General features: G+C 52.2%; 18 protein-coding genes. 7 read left to right on the forward strand and 11 right to left on the reverse strand.

All coding sequences use genetic code 11. The features are described from left to right. Positions 1 to 4: 4 nt before the first annotated feature. From KO503_RS07795 to KO503_RS07825, 7 genes are all read right to left on the reverse strand, one after another. On the reverse strand, positions 5 to 1,324 hold the full coding sequence (locus KO503_RS07795) for a M16 family metallopeptidase (RefSeq protein ID WP_215990992.1): 1,320 nt from the start codon (positions 1,322 to 1,324) through the stop codon (positions 5 to 7). Next, positions 1,321 to 2,670 carry a M16 family metallopeptidase gene (locus KO503_RS07800; RefSeq protein ID WP_215990993.1) on the reverse strand — a complete coding sequence of 450 codons (1,350 nt, stop codon included), beginning with the start codon at positions 2,668 to 2,670 and terminating at the stop codon, positions 1,321 to 1,323. The genes KO503_RS07795 and KO503_RS07800 overlap by 4 nt, the downstream gene beginning before the upstream one ends. An 87-nt stretch (positions 2,671 to 2,757) precedes the next feature. After that, entirely contained in the window at positions 2,758 to 3,237 is a 480-nt protein-coding gene (locus KO503_RS07805; RefSeq protein ID WP_215990994.1) for a DUF3035 domain-containing protein, read from the reverse strand. Positions 3,238 to 3,314: 77 nt separating this feature from the next. After that, positions 3,315 to 3,788 (reverse strand): signal peptidase II, encoded by a 474-nt coding sequence (gene lspA / locus KO503_RS07810; RefSeq protein WP_215990995.1) that lies wholly within the window; start codon positions 3,786 to 3,788, stop codon positions 3,315 to 3,317. An 18-nt stretch (positions 3,789 to 3,806) separates the two neighbouring features. After that, positions 3,807 to 5,396 carry a bifunctional phosphoribosylaminoimidazolecarboxamide formyltransferase/IMP cyclohydrolase gene (gene purH / locus KO503_RS07815; protein ID WP_215990996.1) on the reverse strand — a complete coding sequence of 530 codons (1,590 nt, stop codon included), beginning with the start codon at positions 5,394 to 5,396 and terminating at the stop codon, positions 3,807 to 3,809. 58 nt (positions 5,397 to 5,454) lie between these two features. After that, a complete protein-coding gene (locus tag KO503_RS07820; RefSeq protein WP_215990997.1) occupies positions 5,455 to 7,200 on the reverse strand; it encodes a heparinase II/III family protein in 1,746 nt (581 codons plus the stop codon). A 98-nt stretch (positions 7,201 to 7,298) separates the two neighbouring features. Continuing rightward, positions 7,299 to 8,579 (reverse strand): RsmB/NOP family class I SAM-dependent RNA methyltransferase, encoded by a 1,281-nt coding sequence (locus KO503_RS07825; RefSeq protein ID WP_215990998.1) that lies wholly within the window; start codon positions 8,577 to 8,579, stop codon positions 7,299 to 7,301. Positions 8,580 to 8,626: 47 nt separating this feature from the next. Between KO503_RS07825 and KO503_RS07830 the strand changes: the two genes are divergently transcribed. Then, positions 8,627 to 8,833: a DUF1674 domain-containing protein gene (locus tag KO503_RS07830; protein ID WP_215990999.1), complete on the forward strand. Its 207-nt coding sequence runs from the start codon at positions 8,627 to 8,629 to the stop codon at positions 8,831 to 8,833. Positions 8,834 to 8,877: 44 nt separating this feature from the next. Here the strand turns inward: KO503_RS07830 and dapB are convergent, their stop codons facing one another. Beyond that, positions 8,878 to 9,687, reverse strand: coding sequence for a 4-hydroxy-tetrahydrodipicolinate reductase (gene dapB / locus KO503_RS07835; RefSeq protein ID WP_215943086.1), 810 nt, complete (start codon positions 9,685 to 9,687; stop codon positions 8,878 to 8,880). Between the two features lie 104 nt (positions 9,688 to 9,791). On the opposite strand from dapB, the gene rbfA reads away from it, so the two are divergent. From rbfA to KO503_RS07850, 3 genes are read left to right on the forward strand one after another with little or no spacing between them, the layout of a single operon-like run. Continuing rightward, entirely contained in the window at positions 9,792 to 10,232 is a 441-nt protein-coding gene (gene rbfA, locus KO503_RS07840) for a 30S ribosome-binding factor RbfA (RefSeq protein ID WP_215991000.1), read from the forward strand. Further along, on the forward strand, positions 10,232 to 11,137 hold the full coding sequence (gene truB / locus KO503_RS07845; RefSeq protein ID WP_215991001.1) for a tRNA pseudouridine(55) synthase TruB: 906 nt from the start codon (positions 10,232 to 10,234) through the stop codon (positions 11,135 to 11,137). The genes rbfA and truB overlap by 1 nt, the downstream gene beginning before the upstream one ends. Before the next feature lie 32 nt (positions 11,138 to 11,169). Further along, on the forward strand, positions 11,170 to 11,679 hold the full coding sequence (locus tag KO503_RS07850) for a DUF1643 domain-containing protein (protein WP_215991002.1): 510 nt from the start codon (positions 11,170 to 11,172) through the stop codon (positions 11,677 to 11,679). 14 nt (positions 11,680 to 11,693) lie between these two features. Here the strand turns inward: KO503_RS07850 and KO503_RS07855 are convergent, their stop codons facing one another. Continuing rightward, positions 11,694 to 13,079 carry a calcium-binding protein gene (locus KO503_RS07855; protein ID WP_215991003.1) on the reverse strand — a complete coding sequence of 462 codons (1,386 nt, stop codon included), beginning with the start codon at positions 13,077 to 13,079 and terminating at the stop codon, positions 11,694 to 11,696. Between the two features lie 154 nt (positions 13,080 to 13,233). Between KO503_RS07855 and KO503_RS07860 the strand changes: the two genes are divergently transcribed. Beyond that, a complete protein-coding gene (locus KO503_RS07860; RefSeq protein WP_215991004.1) occupies positions 13,234 to 13,530 on the forward strand; it encodes a DUF5665 domain-containing protein in 297 nt (98 codons plus the stop codon). Positions 13,531 to 13,683: 153 nt separating this feature from the next. Next, positions 13,684 to 13,953: a 30S ribosomal protein S15 gene (gene rpsO / locus KO503_RS07865; RefSeq protein ID WP_215991005.1), complete on the forward strand. Its 270-nt coding sequence runs from the start codon at positions 13,684 to 13,686 to the stop codon at positions 13,951 to 13,953. A gap of 428 nt (positions 13,954 to 14,381) precedes the next feature. Here rpsO and KO503_RS07870 read toward each other — a convergent pair whose 3' ends face one another. Continuing rightward, complete coding sequence (locus tag KO503_RS07870; RefSeq protein ID WP_215991006.1) at positions 14,382 to 15,155, reverse strand: hypothetical protein; 774 nt, start codon at positions 15,153 to 15,155, stop codon at positions 14,382 to 14,384. A gap of 169 nt (positions 15,156 to 15,324) precedes the next feature. Further along, complete coding sequence (locus tag KO503_RS07875; protein ID WP_252730995.1) at positions 15,325 to 16,050, reverse strand: SGNH/GDSL hydrolase family protein; 726 nt, start codon at positions 16,048 to 16,050, stop codon at positions 15,325 to 15,327. Positions 16,051 to 16,343: 293 nt separating this feature from the next. Between KO503_RS07875 and pnp the strand changes: the two genes are divergently transcribed. After that, on the forward strand, positions 16,344 to 18,473 hold the full coding sequence (gene pnp / locus KO503_RS07880; RefSeq protein WP_215991007.1) for a polyribonucleotide nucleotidyltransferase: 2,130 nt from the start codon (positions 16,344 to 16,346) through the stop codon (positions 18,471 to 18,473). Positions 18,474 to 18,565 lie beyond the last annotated feature (92 nt).

Here is an 18,565-nt window from a genome sequence, read left to right on the forward strand (position 1 = left end):
CAAATCAATCAGATTTTAGATCATCCGGTTGACCAACAACGACAAAGGTTAGCTCTTCGGGCTTGTACAATTCACGCACAACGCGGTTGAGATCACCCAGCGTCACTGCATTCACCAAGTCATTGCGATGCACAATGTAATCGCGTTCCAGCCCTGACATTTGCATCCCAACCAAGATACTGGCAATCGGCGCATTCCCATCAAACCGCAAAGCGTAAGCCCCCGTCAAATAGGTTTTGGCTTCTTCAAGTTCCGCTGCACTGATGCCATCATCAATGAGTTTGCGCCATTCGTCTTTCACCACGTCAATAGCCTGCGCAGTCACGGCATTGCCCGATGAAAACTGCCCCAAGACCACCTCGGATTGATTGTAGGACACAAGGTAAGATCCGATGCCATAAGTCAGTCCGCGCTTTTCGCGCACCTCTTGCATCAAGCGCGATTCGCGTGTGCCACCGATGATTTCGTTGGCGATATAAGCAGGGATAAAATCAGGATCGTCGCGTTTGATACCAGAGTGGCCAAACATCACAACAGATTGAGGTGAGTCAAACGGAACCACGGTCACGCCCCCCGTGAGTGCAGGTGCGACGTAAGGGGGAAGTTCTGGGCCAGATTGCGGCAAATCTCCTAGCAAGCCATCCAAGAGTTCAGCCAGTTCTGGCCCTGTGATGTCGCCCACGGCTGAGACATACAGGCGATCTTTGACCAAGGCACGGGTGCGCGCCGTCGACATATCTTCAGGCGTCAGGCCTGAAACTGTTTCAATCGTGCCACTTGGTGAGCTGCCATAAGGATGATCGCCAAAAGCGAGCGCGTTCAATGTCGAAGAGGCAATGTTTCTTGGCGACGTTGTATTGGACTCGATGTTCGACAACACTTGCCCACGCACACGATCCACCGCCGCTGGATCAAAGCGCGGCTCCATAATAGCCGTGCGCAACAAGGCCACGGCCTCATCGCGGTTTTCGGTCAAAAAGCGTGCTGAAATCGAGACCGAATCTGTATTGGCATCGAAATCAAATCGCGCAGCCAAACTGTCGCGCGCCTTGGCAAAACCTTGCGCATCAAGATCGGCGGCGCCTTCTTCCAAGGTCGCCATCATCAAATTGATCTCGCCGCGCTTACCAGCACGATCCAACGTTGTACCGCCTTGGAAGCGCAGTTCAAGAGCTGTAAATGGAATCGAATGCTCTTCCACCAGCCATGCGGTTATGCCACCCTCAGTGGTAATTTCTTGAACATCGATTTGAGAAAATGCAGGTGATATCGCGCCAGAGATAGCCAATACGGCCCCCGCGATCACAGAAATAAAAGGCTTCATTGTACAGTGTCCTCTTGCATGTCGTCTGATGCAATCTCAGGCATCAAAAATCCTGTCACAGCGTTGGATTTGTTGAAAACGCGTCTGGCCGCAGCCATGACATCTTCGGGGGTGACAGCATCCAGCACCTCTGGCCACGCCTTTACGTCTTCAATATTTAAACCAATGGTCAGGTCCTGTCCGTACCCACGCGCAAGGCTTTCGATATTGTCCTGCTCATAAATCAGCGAGGCACGCAGTTGGGTTTTAAGGCGGTCAAACTGTTCTAAATCGACACCTTCCTCCAAGAATCTCGTGATTGTTGCATCCAATGCGATCTCGGCCTCTTCCAAAGACACACCAGGAACAGGTGCAATAACCAATCCGAAACTGCCTAAGTCGACCGATGTCCCGTTGTAAAACGCAGAGACATAAATCGCTTTCGGATCTTCAAACATCAAGGCTTGCCCAAGGTACGAGGTGGCCCCATCGCCCCCCAACAAGCTGGCCAAAAACTCAAGCGCTGCGGCCTCGGACTGATCGCCTGGATTACGCTCTGTCGCGATATAGCTGCGCGTGACATAGGGTTGCGAAACACGGGCGTCGCGCATGGTCATACGGCGCTCAGCCAACTGTGGTGGTTCTGTTGGGCGCACACGGTCCTGCAAGCCGACAGTCGGCTCTATCGGGCCATAATAGGTTTCTGCGAGGGCCTTCACCTCATCAGGATCCACATCCCCAGCGACAACCAAAATCGCATTATTTGGTGCGTAGTATTGGCGGTAGAACGCGAAGGCATCTTCACGGTTGAGCTGTTCGATTTCATGACGCCAGCCAATAATTGGGATACTGTAGCCGTGATTTAGGAACTGTGCTGCACGCATTTGTTCACGAAACAAAGCGTCTGGGTCACTGTCTGTGCGTTGATTGCGCTCTGCAAGCACCACATTGCGTTCTGTCGCGACATCGTCTTCGGTCATTTGCAAACCGCGCATACGATCCGCTTCCATTTCCATCATCAACGGCAATCTGTCTGCTGCAACACGCTGATAATAAGCGGTGTAATCCCAGCTTGTGAAAGCATTATCAGAACCGCCATTGCGGGTGACTGTGGCTGATAATTCGCCAGCCTCCATTTTGTCCGTGCCCTTGAACATCAAGTGTTCAAGGAAATGCGCGATCCCACTTTTGCCCGGCACCTCGTCAGCTGCGCCCACTTTGTACCAAACAGTTTGCACCACGACGGGGGCGCGGTGATCTTCGACGACGACAACTTGCATGCCATTGTCGAGCGAAAAGCTGGAAATATCTGCCGCAGCAACCGGCAATGCCAAGCTCATAAAAAAAGCACTTAGAAGAGTTTTCATGCGTTCACCTTCAAACAACGTTCACGCCTATAGTTGACCTCTCTCTAAGCTGAGGACAAGCGCAGTTGACGGTTAAGTGAACAGTGTTTAGCTCTTAGGGGGCGCAGATGGTACAAGCACACCAAGCGCACGCAAACGCTCCAGCTCGACCCAAGGATCAAGCGCTAGACGGCGATAGGCGCGCTCATACTTGTTTTTGACCCAAGGAAACGAAGGACTTGCCGTTTTCAACTTGCGAAAGCGCGCATCGGACGCCGCCAAATCGCTGCGAATGCTTTGGTCAACGCCATAGCGCGACGCATAGGTCACAATATCACCATCAACACCCGTGGCCGTTGAGGCCCGTCCGCCCAAGGCCACAATCGCATCGGCTTTCGGAGATGCGTCCGTCAGATTTGTCCCACCCAAAGTTGGCGTAGGCAGCGCAGCAAAGTCTTGCGGTGATTCCAGCGGCTTTACGGGTGTGATCGAGAACTCATCTGGACCTGTCCCCACAGCGGCAGGCGCAATCGTAGACTTGGATGCACAGGCCGTTCCGGCGATCAAAATCACCGAACACATAACCATTTTAATGCTCTTTGCGTACAACATATGTTCTCTCCGCCTCATCGTCTGAACGTTTCTAACGCAACCACGCGATAAGGTCACGCACGCTTTTGCGTGTCACCTGTGAAAAGAATAAGCCCAAAGGCTCCTGCGAAAATCGTAATGTCCGCGACGTTAAAAGAATATGGGTTCGCAAAGCCGCAGCATGACATGTTCAAAAAGTCCGCAACAGCGCCGTATAGCACACGATCAATCGCATTCCCCAAGGCCCCGCCAACCAAAAGCCCCGCGCTGAGGTTGCCGATATAGCCAAAATTTTCGCGCCGCACCCAGGTCAAAACCCAAAGAGACATGACAATCGCCAAGGCGACCCACCCCCACCGCAACATCGCCGCGTATTGGGAAAACAGGCCAAAATTGATTCCGGTGTTCCACGCCATGCGGAACACCAAAAAGGGCGAGAACACATCTATTTCACCAACAGAGCGCAGATTAAGCGCATGCACCACGACCCATTTGGAAAGCTGGTCAATCACAAAAGTGATCAGAGCCGTCAAAGCCGTGATACGCATGTTCAATCCTAACCTTGTTTAGTGACGGAAATGGCGCATACCGGTGAACACCATAGCAAGGCCCGCCTCGTCTGCGGCATCAATCACTTCTTGATCGCGCATAGAGCCACCCGGCTGGATCACACAAGTGGCGCCTGCGGCAGCAGCCTCAAGCAAACCATCGGCGAATGGGAAAAACGCGTCAGAGGCCACAGCAGAACCAACAGCCAAGGATTCGTCTAGCCCCATGGCATCCGCCATACGTTTGGATTTCGCAGCTGCAATCAATGCGGAATCAAGACGAGACATCTGCCCAGCGCCGACACCAACTGTCGCTTGGTCTTTGACATAGACAATCGCGTTGGATTTGACGTGCTTCGCCACCTTCCATGCGAACAGCATATCTTGGAGCTGCGCGTCAGTTGGGGCCACTTTGGTCACCACTTTCAGATCATCCAAGCTGATAAAGCCCGCATCTTTGTTTTGCACCAACAACCCGCCAGCAACCTGACGCACAGTATGTGAGGCTTCCAAAACATTTGGCAAACCGTCGGTTGTGAGCAGGCGCAGGTTCTTTTTCTTAGCAAAAATCGCTTTGGCTTCATCCGTCGCACCGGGGGCAATCACAACTTCGGTGAAAATCTCAACGATAGCTTCGGCAGTCTCAGCATCCAGCGCTTGGTTCAAAGCAACGATGCCACCAAAAGCGGAGGTGCGGTCACAATCAAACGCGTTCTTATAGGCTTCCAAAAGCGTAGCCCCTTTGGCAACACCACAGGGGTTGGCGTGCTTAATTATTGCAACAGCTGGGGTTTCAGCCGGATCAAATTCAGCCACCAATTCAAACGCCGCATCGGTGTCGTTGATATTGTTATAGGACAGCTCTTTGCCCTGATGCTGGGTCGCTGTCGCCACACCGGGACGGTTTGAACCGTCTGTGTAGAAAGCCGCAGACTGGTGCGGGTTTTCGCCGTAACGCAATGTCTGCTTGATTGTGCCCGCGAAAGCACGGCGGCGCGGCGCGGCATCGCCAATCGCGTCAGCCATCCAATTGGATACAGCCGCGTCATAGGCGCCGGTACGTGCATAAGCAATCTGTGCCAATTTTTGACGGAAAACATAAGATGTTTGGCCATCGTTGGCGTTCAATTCAGCCAGCAAAGCGTCATAGTCTTCAACGTCCACAACCGTAGTCACAAACCCATGGTTCTTCGCTGAGGCGCGGATCATCGCAGGGCCGCCGATGTCGATGTTCTCGATCATTTCGTCGTATTCTGCACCACGCGCCAAAGCGGCCTCAAATGGGTAGAGGTTTACGATCAACAAATCGATCCCAAGAATGTCGTGCTCGCGCATCGCTTTGACGTGATCATCATTGTCGCGCAGCGCCAACAGGCCACCATGCACTTTAGGATGCAGCGTTTTCACACGACCATCCATCATCTCAGGGAAGCCCGTGACATCAGCCACATCCTTGACCTCAAGTCCCGCGTCGCGCAGCGTCTTGGCAGAACCGCCGGTCGACAAGAGCTCAACACCACGAGCGGCAAGCGCTTTGCCAAGGTCGACAAGACCCGTTTTGTCAGAAACAGAAAGAAGCGCGCGGCGCACCGGATAAAGATCAGTCATCAGAAGTCCCCAGATAGGCAGTCATTTGGTGATCCAGCAAGCCAGATCACATTTCAGATCAGGTCAAAATGTCGTCGTCTCGTTCAAGATCTCGCAAGGTTGTCGGCGTGTCCTGCGCCTTCGCAAGAGTCCAACGGACGCGCGTCGCATAATCCATTGCGGCGGCAGATAGAACCACTTGTTTGCTTGCGCGGGGTTTTAATCGGCCTTTTTCTAAATAAACTGACCGTTCCACGCTCAATTTAGCCCGTCCGTCGTGACGAAAGACCCAAATTTCGCCAGACTTAAGCGCCATCGACACAGCCGCACCGCCCATATCCAAGGCGACATCGACATCAGGGTGCAGATGAAAGCGCACATGAAACGGAATGCCTTGCAGCTTCAGTTTATCCATCATGCGATCAAATTGCGTCTCGTCCGCACGGGTGATCGTGGCCAATGTATCTTCGCCCGCAATGCCACGCCCGTCAGCAGACAAATCGATCTGGCGCACATGCGTCAAGCCATGGGTGCGCACATATCCGTTGTGCCCCGCCACAAATCCAAGCTCTTCGTCGGTGCTGCGAATTTCCAATCGTACGTCATCGGGCGTATCAACCAAAAGCTCACGCATATGGCCACCTATCAATCGTTTTGCCCCAAGACGCGATGACGAAAACCCGTCGATTCCAAGCGTCGAATGCGACGGCGTGGCCCGCCCAGCGCGGCGCCACTCATCACCAAAACTTGTGCCCGCACCACAGTTCACGACCAAAGGGCGTCGCCCAGATGTCAGTTCGAACGCCAAGGTTGAAGCATGTGCATTGAATGAATTTTCTCGCGCTGGTGGTGGCGAAGCATCTGTGACAATCGAGGTACGCCCAGCAGATTGACGCAAATACCCCATATGCAGCCCCTGTGACGGGGGCGTTGTGTTGCCCGAACTGACAAGTGCGTGATCAAGTCGACCTTCGATGCCACGCCCTCCACCATGAAAGCGTGCAAGCCCACCATCCGAATGACGCAAAGCGCGCAGCGTCGGCGCGATCCGCTCAATCGCCGCGATGTGATGGTCTCCCGCAATGCGACCCGCCTCAGACAAAGCGGCAGCAGCCCATGTCAACAGTGTGAACACCTCCAACAGCTCTTCTGGGTTGCGCGTCGTCAGTCCCCCTTCGGCGTTGATGTTCTCTTCGCATTCTTTCGCCAAGGCTTTGACCGCTGGATCAACGTGTTCTTCCATCCCTTGCAAAGACAGACCAGCGTAAATCAGCCCCGTCAAAGCCTCAAATCGTGGCAAACCTTGCGAGGCCGTGTGCCATCTGCGTGACAAGAAAATAGTTTGCTGCGCCAGAGTTTTGTAAAATGCGTTCGATACAGGCGTATCTTGCCCCGACAAGAAAAACAAAGCGTGGTTGATCCAACGGATCAAACGGCGGCCCGTCAAGTCAGGCGTCCACCCCGGACCCGAGCCGCCTGCATGACGATCCATCCACACTATCATCCAATCCTGCGTCCGCTTGCGCGCCTGCATATCGCCGACAGCGGCCAAGTCATCCAGCCACGCAAAGCCATGCAGTTCTTCGACAAAGGCATCGCTCGTGACGTCCAAATCCCAAATGGCACTTTTGGGCGCTTCAACCAGCTGGCCTGCGAACAGAAAGTTGCCCGCAATCAGCTGACGCCCTTTCGCAAACGATCCGATAGATTTGGGTTCAGGCTGAGACACAAATCCAGTCGCAGCACGTGCACGCGCCGCACGCCACGCATGAAACCTGTTCATGCGACGAGTCATTTTTACGCGCCAGTCTTCAGTTTGCGACATGCTCTGTCTGCCTCACCCTGCATTGCTCAAGGCGTTTATGGTTTGAGACTTAGATACAGGTTACAACCTATCCTGTCATCGGTGATTTCGCCCCAAATTTAAGACCGGCGGAAAACCGTTATGAAAAATCCATCCATTCCACCACGCTCTGCCCAAAAATCAGGCCGCGTGCGCAGGCCCTCAGGCCCGATCCAATCGGTCTCAACACCCGCAATTTTCAAAGCGTCCAAATCAACACGTAAATCAGGGTGGCGTGTCAAAGCATCTCTGACCTGCTCTTCACCCTCATCAATCAGCAATGAACAGGTGCAATAGACCAAACGCCCGTTCGGTTTGAGCAGTGTCAGTGCGCGATCAATCATATGCTCTTGCAGCTCGAACAGACCCGGAAATTCAGATCCATCTTTTGAGTAAGGCAAATCAGGATGACGGCGAATCGTGCCTGTCGCTGTGCAGGGCGCATCCAGCAAAATAGCATCGAAAGGCTCATCTTCAAACTCAAGCGCGTCCTTCACAACGGGAATCGCAGGCAAATAACACCGCTGAAGGTTCTCAACGAGACGTTTCATCCGGCTCTCAGACACATCCAGTGAGGTCACTTCCGCGCCCGCCGCCGAGATTTGCAGCGTTTTCCCACCGGGGGCCGCGCACATATCCAAGATTCGCTCGCCTTTTTGCGGCGCCAAAATCCGCGCAGGCAAGGCCGCTGCGGCATCTTGCACCCACCAATCACCATCATCAAAGCCATTGAGCTTGGTCACTTGCATGGCAGAACTGAGGCGCAAACTGCCTGTCGGCAAAATATCCGCGCTCAAAGCCAAAGCCACATCTGTGCCACCGGTTTTCGAGGTCAAATCAAGCGGCGCGCCTTTTGCATGAGCCGCTTCAATCGCTGTGACCACCTCTTTGCCGTAATCTGCCAGCAAAGGTTTGCGCAGCCATTTGGGCATCATCGGTACGGGCAATGTGTCCCATTTATCAGTCTCGTCAGCCACTTTACGCAACACCGCATTGACCAGACCCTTGAAATGGCTCGACTTTGTACGCTCTTGCATCAAAGACACATAGGAATTCACCACGCCGTGCGACGCTTCACCAGCACCGCAAATCTCATAAACGCCCAAACGCAAAGCATTCATCACATGTGGCGCGGGGCGTTTTGTCAAATGTGGCCCAAGCATGCGGTCGCTGCGATCCATCGCCCGCAGACCTTCCGTCACCAGCCGCTGCGCGCGTGCTCGCTCAGACGGGTCCAAACGTTCCGTCTTGCTGGGCAAAACTTCGGACAACAACCGTTTTTCAATCGTAACGGCATCGAGAAGCGCAAGCGCTGCGCGGCGTGCATCGAGGCTCGCGTCTTTTGATGATCTTGTTTTCATGGCTTTGCCTCGTATATCAGTCTTATGAACCGAACAAGGATTTCCCGATGACCGACGAGACGTCAAACCCACAAGCGCGTGATATTAGTCACCTTCCAGCCGCAGCCCAGCGTGCGCTCGCTGAGGCCGAAGAACGCCGCACCAAACGCGACGCCGAACTTGCGGCTATGCCTCTTGAACTTGGTGGCCGCGACGGGCCTGAGCCTGTGCGCTACGGCGACTACGAGAAAAAAGGCATTGCTGTCGATTTTTGAGCGCAAGGAGTTGATCCTGCGCTCAAAATTAAAAGCATGATGTTTTAAAGCCCCAAAACATCCATCATATCGTATTCGCCGGGTTTCTGCGTTTGCCCCCAAAGTGCAGCTTTTAAAGCGCCCTTGGCAAACAAAGACCTATCAGAGGCAACATGGCGCAGAATAATTCGTTCGCCATCGCCAAGGAACATCACGTCGTGCTCGCCCACGATGTCACCACCACGAATGGCAGAAAATCCGATGTCACCACGCTTGCGGGCACCCGTGATACCGTCGCGACCTGAATCAGAAACATCTGCCAGCTTGACGCCCCGCCCTTCTGCAGCGGCCTCGCCCAGCATCAAAGCGGTGCCAGACGGCGCATCGACTTTGCGATTGTGATGCGATTCGACCACTTCGATATCGAAATCCGCATCCAAAGCCTCCGACACCATTTTGGTGAGTTTGGTCAAAAGATTGACACCCAAAGACATATTTCCAGCCCGCACAATCGTGCAGTGATGTGCAGCAGCGCTCAGTTTTGCGATGTCATCGTCCGTCATACCTGTGGTGCCAATCACATGCACACAATGTGCTTGCGCGGCCAAGGTTGAAAACGCCACGGTTGCCGCAGGTGCGGTGAAGTCGATCACGGCTTGAGCGTGCGAAAAGGCTTCAAGCGCGTCATCGGTGACGATCACACCATTCGGCATGCCACCCATCGCCTCGCCTACGTCACGCCCGACCCAATCATGGCCTGTGCGCTCAACTGCGCCCACAAGTTTGCACTTGTCGGACCCCATCACAGTATTGATCAACATCTGCCCCATGCGGCCTGATGCTCCTGTAATCACGATGCCTGGAAGGTCGGTCATTTTATGGGCTCCTATCCTAAAATTTTGGCCGAGGTTTACCCCTATGTTCCGCGTTTGGCAAAGCCTTGCTTGCAAGAACACGCAATCACGACTATTTCGCCTCTATGGCTAGACGTACAAATTCAGGCGGACAATCAGGTTCGCACCGCACCCTTCGCGTTGGCGAAGCAATCCGCCGCCGCTTGTCGGAGATGTTCGCACGTGGTGAAATCCACGATCCTGCGATCACAGCCCTGTCGATTACAGTCGGCGAGGTCCGCGTAACAAACGATATGCGCATCGCAACAGTTTACATCATGCCGCTTGGCGGCGATGGTGCCAATGAGGCGCTTGAGGCGATGCGTCGTCGGACGGGCCTGATCCGCCATCATGTTGGCAAGGCTTTGACAATAAAGCACATTCCCGAACTTCGCTTTGAATTGGATGACACGTTTGACCGTATGGATGCGACACGTGAGTTGTTCAAAGACGAACGCATTCAACGGGATTTGAACAAAGTCGACACACCCGATGAAGACGCACCAACATCGGACGAAGACGAATAATGGCACGGGGCAAAAAAGGACGCGCCGTGCACGGCTGGCTGATCGTCGACAAACCCGCGGGCATGACCTCATCCGCGGTTGTCAACAAAGTTAAATGGGCATTGAACGCGCAAAAAGCAGGCCATGCAGGCACGCTTGATCCCGAGGCCACAGGTCTTTTGGCGATTGCCTTGGGCGAAGCGACCAAAACGGTTCCTTACATCACCGATGCGTTGAAGTGCTACAGATTCTCTGTGCGCTTGGGTCAAGCGACCAATACTGACGACACTGAAGGCGAAGTGATCACCACCAGCGATTTGCGCCCGACGGACGCGGAAATCGAAGCGGCTTTACCGCAATTCGTTGGTGATATCTTGCAGGTGCCGCCAAAGTTTTCTGCCGTGAAAATTGACGGTCAGCGCGCTTACAAACTAGCTCGCGAAGATGAAGATTTCGAAATCGCCGCACGTCCACTTTATGTCGATGAAATGCTGATGATCGAGCGCACCGATGCAGATCATGTTTTACTGGAAATGACTTGTGGCAAAGGTGGCTATGTCCGCTCTATCGCACGCGATTTGGGTGAATTCTTGGGCTGTTACGGCCATGTTGAATGGCTGCGCCGCGAATGGTCTGGTCCTTGGGAAACCGATGATGGCGTGACTATTGATTTGGTCAACGAGTTGGCCAAGACCGAAGGTCTGGACGAATATATCCTGCCTGTGTCCGAAGGTCTGGGTGGTTTGGAAGAACTGCGTGCAACCGCTGAGGGCGCTGCCAAGTTGAAGAATGGAAACCCTGGCATGGTGTTCGGCGGCACGGCGGAATATGGCGATGAAGTTTGGGTATCTTACAACGACCAACCCGTCGCTGTTGGCACCTACAAAGCCGGCGAAGTCCACCCGAGCCGCGTCTTCAACCTGTAACAACATCAAGCGATGCGATTGGGTTTGCTGACATGATCACACGCACACACACCAAAGGCGACGCACCTTCAACCGCAGTCTACTCTGATTGTGAGAGATATCGCTATGCCCTAACCCGCGTTTGGGATAGCCAAGCTCCTAAAGTGTTGTTTGTCATGCTTAATCCATCGACAGCCACAGAAGTTCAAAACGATCCAACAGTGGAACGCTGTGAGCGCCGCGCACGGACACTTGGCTATGGGGCTTTTTGTGTGACTAATATCTTTGCGTGGCGCGATACAGATCCACGTCAAATGCGGGCAGCCACAGACCCTATTGGTTCTGAAAACGACAAGACGATTTTAGAATTTTCAGTTTGGGCCGATACGATTGTCTGCGCATGGGGCACGCACGGCGCGCATCTAAAACGCGGACATTATGTTGAACAGATGCTGCGTAAGACACATCAGCCTTTGTATCATTTGGGACTGTCAAAAGCAGGGCACCCAAAACACCCGCTTTACATCGCATATAGTGAGCAGCCTCAGATCTGGGCGCCGTAAATCCAGCCTAAGCCTTAGAGAGTGCGATCTACAATAACATCACTTGCCGTGACATTAGAGGCGCCTTGCACAACTGCAATCACATCACCGTTAACCAAGACTTGTGACCCACTCCCATCTTCAATCTGCACTACCTCTACAACTAAACCATCTGTGCCTTCGGCTTCCATTGGCAGCGTCACCCGAATGATATCTTCGCCCTGCGCAAAATCCGTAATTTGCGCAAAGTCAGCATCAACATGACCATCTGAATACAACCAGAACGTATCATCGCCAGCACCACCATTTGCAGTGTCTTGCTGATCAAGAACTAAGGTATCATCGCCAGAGCCTCCCGAGATCGAATCGGCGCCAAGACCACCAATCAAGACCTCATCAGCCTCTCCCCCAGACAGGTCATCATCACCTGCACCACCATCCAAAAGATAATCGGAACCAGCGTCATCACCGCCGAAAACGACGTCATCGCCGTCACCAGCAGACACGATAGCCGTGCCCTCGCCAGCATAAACAGAATCGTCGCCGTCACCCGCTTGAACAATCGCCGCATCATCACCAAGCACGATTGTATCATCATCATCACTGCCAGAAATCTGATGCAAAGCGTAATCCGTTTCGATGCTCGCGGTGTCACCTGTCGTCACAATATCGGCGTCAAAACCACCTTGAAAAGGATCGTCATTGAGGACAAGCGTGTCACCACCATCAGCTAAAATGTGCTCAAAAACCTGATCAACCTCACTTGGGGAACTGGGCATTAGTACAGGCTCATCAAGGCCACTGATCCCAGACGACAATGCAGGCACATCTGGATCAGATGGCGCGAGAGCAAGATCGATAGACTCACCACCAGGCTCTGCGGGCACATCTGGATCGTCAGGTAGAATCGCACCAAAATCGCCAATACTCTCAAGACTATAGATCGTTTCGCCACCTGTTTCTTGCGACGTTACGCCTATAAAAATATCTTCTGCAGGGACTTCATCAAGACCGGGAAAACTGAGCGTTGTTTCAGCCTCGCCATCGAAGTAACTCAAGCTGACGCCAATTGTGCCGTCGTCTTGGTCTTGCAGTGTATCCACAATGAATTCACCGTTGCCATCATCCGTCAAATGAAGAGTGATTTCGTCTTCGCCGACTTTGAAATCATCGTAAGTGGTTTCTAAACCATTCGATACCGCGTAATAGCTCACAGGCTGCAGATCGGAAGCTTCTGCAGAAAGATCTTCACCAACTCCGTCATCTAAGATGTCGGTAAAGGAGTCATCTTGATCTTTATCTAAGGTCTCCGAGGTGTTCACGCCGTCGCCATCCGCCTCACTGTCAGTCTCAACAGGCTTCGCGTCACCAAAGACGAAAGCTGCTGGCAGCATACCCAAAAGTGCCAATGCCCATAGCATGTCTCACCTCACCACTTCTTCACAACGCGACCTATAGCACATATATCTAAATAATCCGATGCACATTTTAAAAACACTTTGACCTAAACTGTCGTTAATAAAGGTTAATTTCAAAAAACGACTGTAAAGTTTTATCACATCAATGGAACCCACTATGAGTGACCTTCTTCAAAACACGTCAAATGACATCGAAAAACTGAGCCAAGAAGTGGCCCGCCTCAATGCGCATCGCTTTATTCGTCTGCACGATTCAACTTGGCGCCTGATGTGGTTCAATTTCCTGCGCGGCTTGGCGTTTGGCTTTGGGTCCGTTGCTGGCGCCACAATCGTTGTGTCCATCGTTGGCTATATCTTGAACCAAATCGAAGTGGTTCCGATCATCGGCGAATGGGCCAAACAAATTGCTGCGGAGATCATGATCGACACCACGTCTACGGGGGGCAGCAACTAGCCCTCCGTAGGTTACGCAAAAAACTTTCCTTTTGCACAGAAACCGCCTATACGCCCCCATCCGTATCAAATTATGCGGGTGATTCATGGGCCTTGCTGGACGACATCCCGGCTTGTGCCGTCTTCGTACCCTAACCTTATAAAGGAGACCCCGATGTCGATTACTGCAGAAGACAAAGCACGTATCATGAAAGAATTCGCAACCAAAGAAGGTGACACCGGCTCACCCGAAGTTCAGGTTGCTATCCTTTCTTCACGTATCGCGACACTTACAGAGCACTTCAAAACACACAAAAAAGACAACCACGGTCGCCGTGGCCTTTTGATGATGGTTGCGCAGCGCCGTAAGCTTCTTGATTACGTAAAAGGCAAAGACGTTTCACGTTACCAGTCGCTTATCGAGCGCCTCGGCTTGCGTCGCTAAACGATTTGTTATCAGATTTAATCTGAGAAAAGCGCGTCCTTCGGGGCGCGTTTTTGCATACTACGTTAACCAATTCCGTGGCCCCACCGCACGTTGCCCCGACCTGTCTTTCAAAATCTTACAAGACATTGCGACCCGTGTTTTCAAAAGTTTAAAGCTTTCGCCCCACCTCACTTTACATGTTTTAAAGGTTTTTTCTGGAATTTTGGGTGCGAATTGACCTTAGATCTTATCAAGTTTGGCGCGTGAGCATGGGCGAAACCTGATTTTCTATTAGGTCGACACTTAGGTCTGCGATGCGGGAAAGAGCGGAAGTTCGCTGCGGTTGTGCTAAGGGCTGATTTCGAGATCGCTCAACTAACGGTCATTTTGGGAAGGCTGGCAAGCGGAAAGGCAAGCCCTTAATTGCCGCAGGATTTCAGTGAAAGCTAGCCGTTCAAGTTTCCGCAAGCTATCGTTGAAATAAGGTGTTGCTCTCTTGCATTCAAATTTTCAGGCGAGCAGTTCTCTAAAATATGCAATTCGATACGAAGACCATCTGTCACAGCGCGCGCCAATGCGTGATGGACGCGCCGGAAGCCCGTTGGATTCTGCGGGCGATACATTTCACCGTTAAGAAGATGCCTAACGTTCTTATTGTACTCGCGAAGTGGGCGAGATTTGCGGGTGTATTTGCCAACATAGATTCCGATACCATCTATTTTCCAAGCATATATGCCAGGTAAGTCGATACTGACCCCATCCGCGACGATGAGTTGGCGAACATCATTGAGCGCTTGAAAGTGTGTTGTTGCGTTGTCTTGCTGAGAATTTGTTGCAACACATACGTCATGAATATCGTTTTGAAGTGTGCGGGAAGGTATAGCGTCTTCAAGCCTTGCGAACCCACACGCCTCAGCTGATTTCCACACGGCCGATGGTGAAAATCGCCGACCTTTATGACCCACTGGGCCGCCACATAGGCTACGAAAGTGCCCATAGGTTTTTCCGTTGCATGTGCTCAGCTCCTCGAACCCAGTATATAGTCGTGTTCCTTCTCGCACTGGAATGCTGGGCTTCAAGATCGTGATTATTCTGTCTACCCGTAGCGACATTTTAGCACTCTCCATAGTAAATTGTGGCGGCATTTCTTTGTGAACTGTCGCTAGAAAAACCTCAACCGCAGCCACATAAAAAATGAGTAGAGTTGGAACAGTAGACATTGATGCATCACGCAGCATCGCGTAATGAGAATTATTTACTGCCTCTTGCTGCAAAGTTCGCGGACGGCGGCTTTGGTCGAAAATACCGTTCGCCTCTTCCGAATTCCTATGCGCCCTTAAGCACCGCCTTCGGCTTAGGCCAAAATGATGCTTGCACACAAATATGGCATCAGCGGGTCTTGTCGGCTTTGCGGATCACATCCGCCACGCGCAGGCCGATCAGGTTTGAGGCTTTGCGCGAGGGGTGGATCATATCGACGCCATGCATAGATCTATCGCCGTGTTGGGTGAGCCCCTCAAGCGACACAAAGAACACGCCATCATCGCTTGCGGCCATGGTGGCGATACGCGCTTCGAATTCGTTTCCAAAGGGCAGGCACGCATCGATGACGGAATCCACGCCGGGGCTGCGCAGATATCCGATATAGATCACGCGGGCACCGGTGTTGCGGATTTTGGTGATAAGTTTAGGGATTTCACCGGACTGGCCTTTGGGGTCGATCATACGTTGGATACGCCGATCGCATTTGTTGCACCCGCACCCTAAAAACAGGTCATTACCACCCCCTGTCATGATCACCCAATCTTTAGGCGTGACGTTCTGGCCTGTGGGAAATTGCGCGGAAATTTTAAACCCGAGCGCGCCGGTGACGGGCAAAGCATGGATGATTTTTGCGCCCCCAATCGCGCGATTGAGCACCGGTTCATTCAACGCTTTGCCAACGACATGTGCGATGGATGCGCCTGACGCACTATGCCACGCCATCAATGAATCGCCGATGGCCAAGATTTTACTCTCGGCTTGAAGGGCCTGTGACTGTGATTGCGACTGTGCGACATGAGGGATGCAAACCCCTGCAATAAGAACGCTCAGAGATAACAGGAGGGAACGCATAGAAAATTCTCACAACAAAGGGATTAAGGCCACAGGGCAGATCTTAGTTCGAGGGACCTGTATCAAGCCAGAGTAAAGAACAAAACAATTTGCTGAAAGCAGCCGTTTGTACCGGTCTGCGCATAGATGGCTTCCCAAACACAGGTATTTCGTGTATGGGCGGACTATCTGAGACGTAGCGCGATGATCCCCGTGCTGTGAAGAATGATAGAGGGATCGGCGGCAATGGGGCCGCTATATATCACGGGAGACCTGACAGGGGTCAGGGCACTCCCAATTAGGATGCTAAATTCATGTTCAATGAAGTGAAAAAATCAATCCAGTGGGGCGAAGAAACGCTGTCACTGGAAACAGGTAAAGTTGCGCGTCAGGCCGACGGTTCAGTGATCGCCACTTTGGGCGAAACATCTGTCATGGCCAACGTGACCTTTGCTCGTAAACAAAAGCCTGGTCAGGATTTCTTTCCCCTGACAGTGCACTACCAAGAAAAATACTACGCGGCTGGTAAAGTTCCAGGTGGATTCTTCAAACGCGAAGCCCGCCCAACGGAAAAAGAAACGCTGACTGCGCGTTTGATCGACCGTCCGATCCGCCCTCTGTTCGTTCCAGGCTTCAAAAACGAAGTTCTCGTGATGTGTACAGTTCTGTCCCACGATCTTGTCAACGACCCAGACGTTGTTGCGATGATCGCGGCCTCTGCTGCTTTGACCATTTCAGGCGCGCCGTTCCGCGGTCCGATTGCTTGTGCACGTGTTGGTTTTGAAGATGGCGAATACATCTTGAACCCAACAATCGACGACATGCAGGACCTGCGCAACAACCCTGATCAACGTCTTGATCTGGTTGTCGCTGGCACCAAAGATGCCGTGATGATGGTTGAATCAGAAGCTTACGAGCTGAACGAAGAAGAAATGCTCGGCGCTGTGAACTTTGCGCATCAGCAAATTCAGCCTGTGATCGACTTGATCGTTGAATTGGCTGAAGCCTGCGCGAAAGAGCCATTCGAATTCGAAGCGCCTGATTACTCAGACTTGGCAGCAACAGTTGCGGCCGCTGGTACAGACGCGATGAAAGCGGCTTACGCGATCACTGATAAACAAGAACGTGTTGCAGCTGTTTCAGCGGCAAAAGAAGCGATCTTGGCGACATTGTCAGAAGAGCAGCTTGAAGATGCAAACCTCGGTTCTGCATTGAAAGGTCTTGAATCATCTGTTTTGCGCGGCGTTGTTGTACGCGAAGGCAAACGTATCGATGGTCGTGCGCTTGATCAGATCCGTCCTATCGTTTCTGAAACTGGTATTTTGCCACGCACACACGGTTCTGCCCTGTTCACACGCGGCGAAACACAAGGTTTGGTTGTGACCACATTGGGCACAGGCGATGATGAGCAATTCATCGACGCGCTGCACGGCAACTTCAAATCCAACTTCTTGTTGCACTACAACTTCCCTCCCTACTCTGTAGGTGAAGTTGGTCGTGTGTCTGGCCCAGGCCGTCGTGAGATTGGTCACGGTAAACTGGCATGGCGCGCACTTCAGGCTGTTTTGCCTGCGGCAACAGATTTCCCATACACTGTACGTGTTGTGTCTGAGATCACTGAATCAAACGGTTCGTCTTCAATGGCGTCTGTTTGTGGTGGCTCCTTGTCCATGATGGATGCGGGCGTTCCGCTTAAATCCGCTGTGGCTGGTGTTGCTATGGGTCTGATCATGGAAGACGACGGCGAATACGCTATTTTGTCTGACATCTTGGGTGACGAAGATCACTTGGGCGACATGGACTTTAAAGTGGCTGGTACAGAAAACGGTATCACGTCTTTGCAAATGGACATCAAAATTGCCGGTATCACGCCAGCGATTATGGAAAAAGCCTTGGCACAAGCCAAAGCAGGTCGTTTGCACATCTTGGGCGAAATGAACAAAGCTTTGTCTGGCGCGTCTTCTTTCTCTGAGCACGCTCCTAAGATCGAGACCATGCAGATCCCAACGGATAAAATCCGTGAAGTGATCGGTTCCGGCGGTAAAGTGATCCGTGAGATCGTGGAAACCTCTGGCGCGAAAGTCGATATCAACGACGAAGGCATCATCAAGATCGCGTCTTCCGATGCTGAAGCGATCAAAAAAGCCTACGACATGATCCACTCCATCGTTGCAGAGCCTGAAGAAAACAAAATCTACAAAGGTAAAGTTGTCAAAGTCGTCGACTTTGGTGCCTTTGTGAACTTCTTCGGCAAACGTGATGGTCTTGTGCACGTGTCACAAATTGAAAACCGTCGCTTGAACCACCCATCTGACGTGCTCAAAGAAGGTCAAGAAGTCTTCGTGAAACTCTTGGGCTTTGACGACCGCGGCAAAGTACGTTTGGCCATGAAAATGGTTGATCAGGCTACTGGTGAAGAAATCAAAGAAGAAAAAGCTGAGTAAGCTTTTCTTTGCAAAAACACGACAAAGCTCCGCTGGAAACAGCGGGGCTTTTTTCATTTAAGACCATCAAACAAGACCTTTCATCATGCCGG

The sequence above is a fragment of the Pacificibacter marinus genome, assembly GCF_018860505.1.
Lineage (GTDB): Bacteria > Pseudomonadota > Alphaproteobacteria > Rhodobacterales > Rhodobacteraceae > Celeribacter > Celeribacter marinus_B.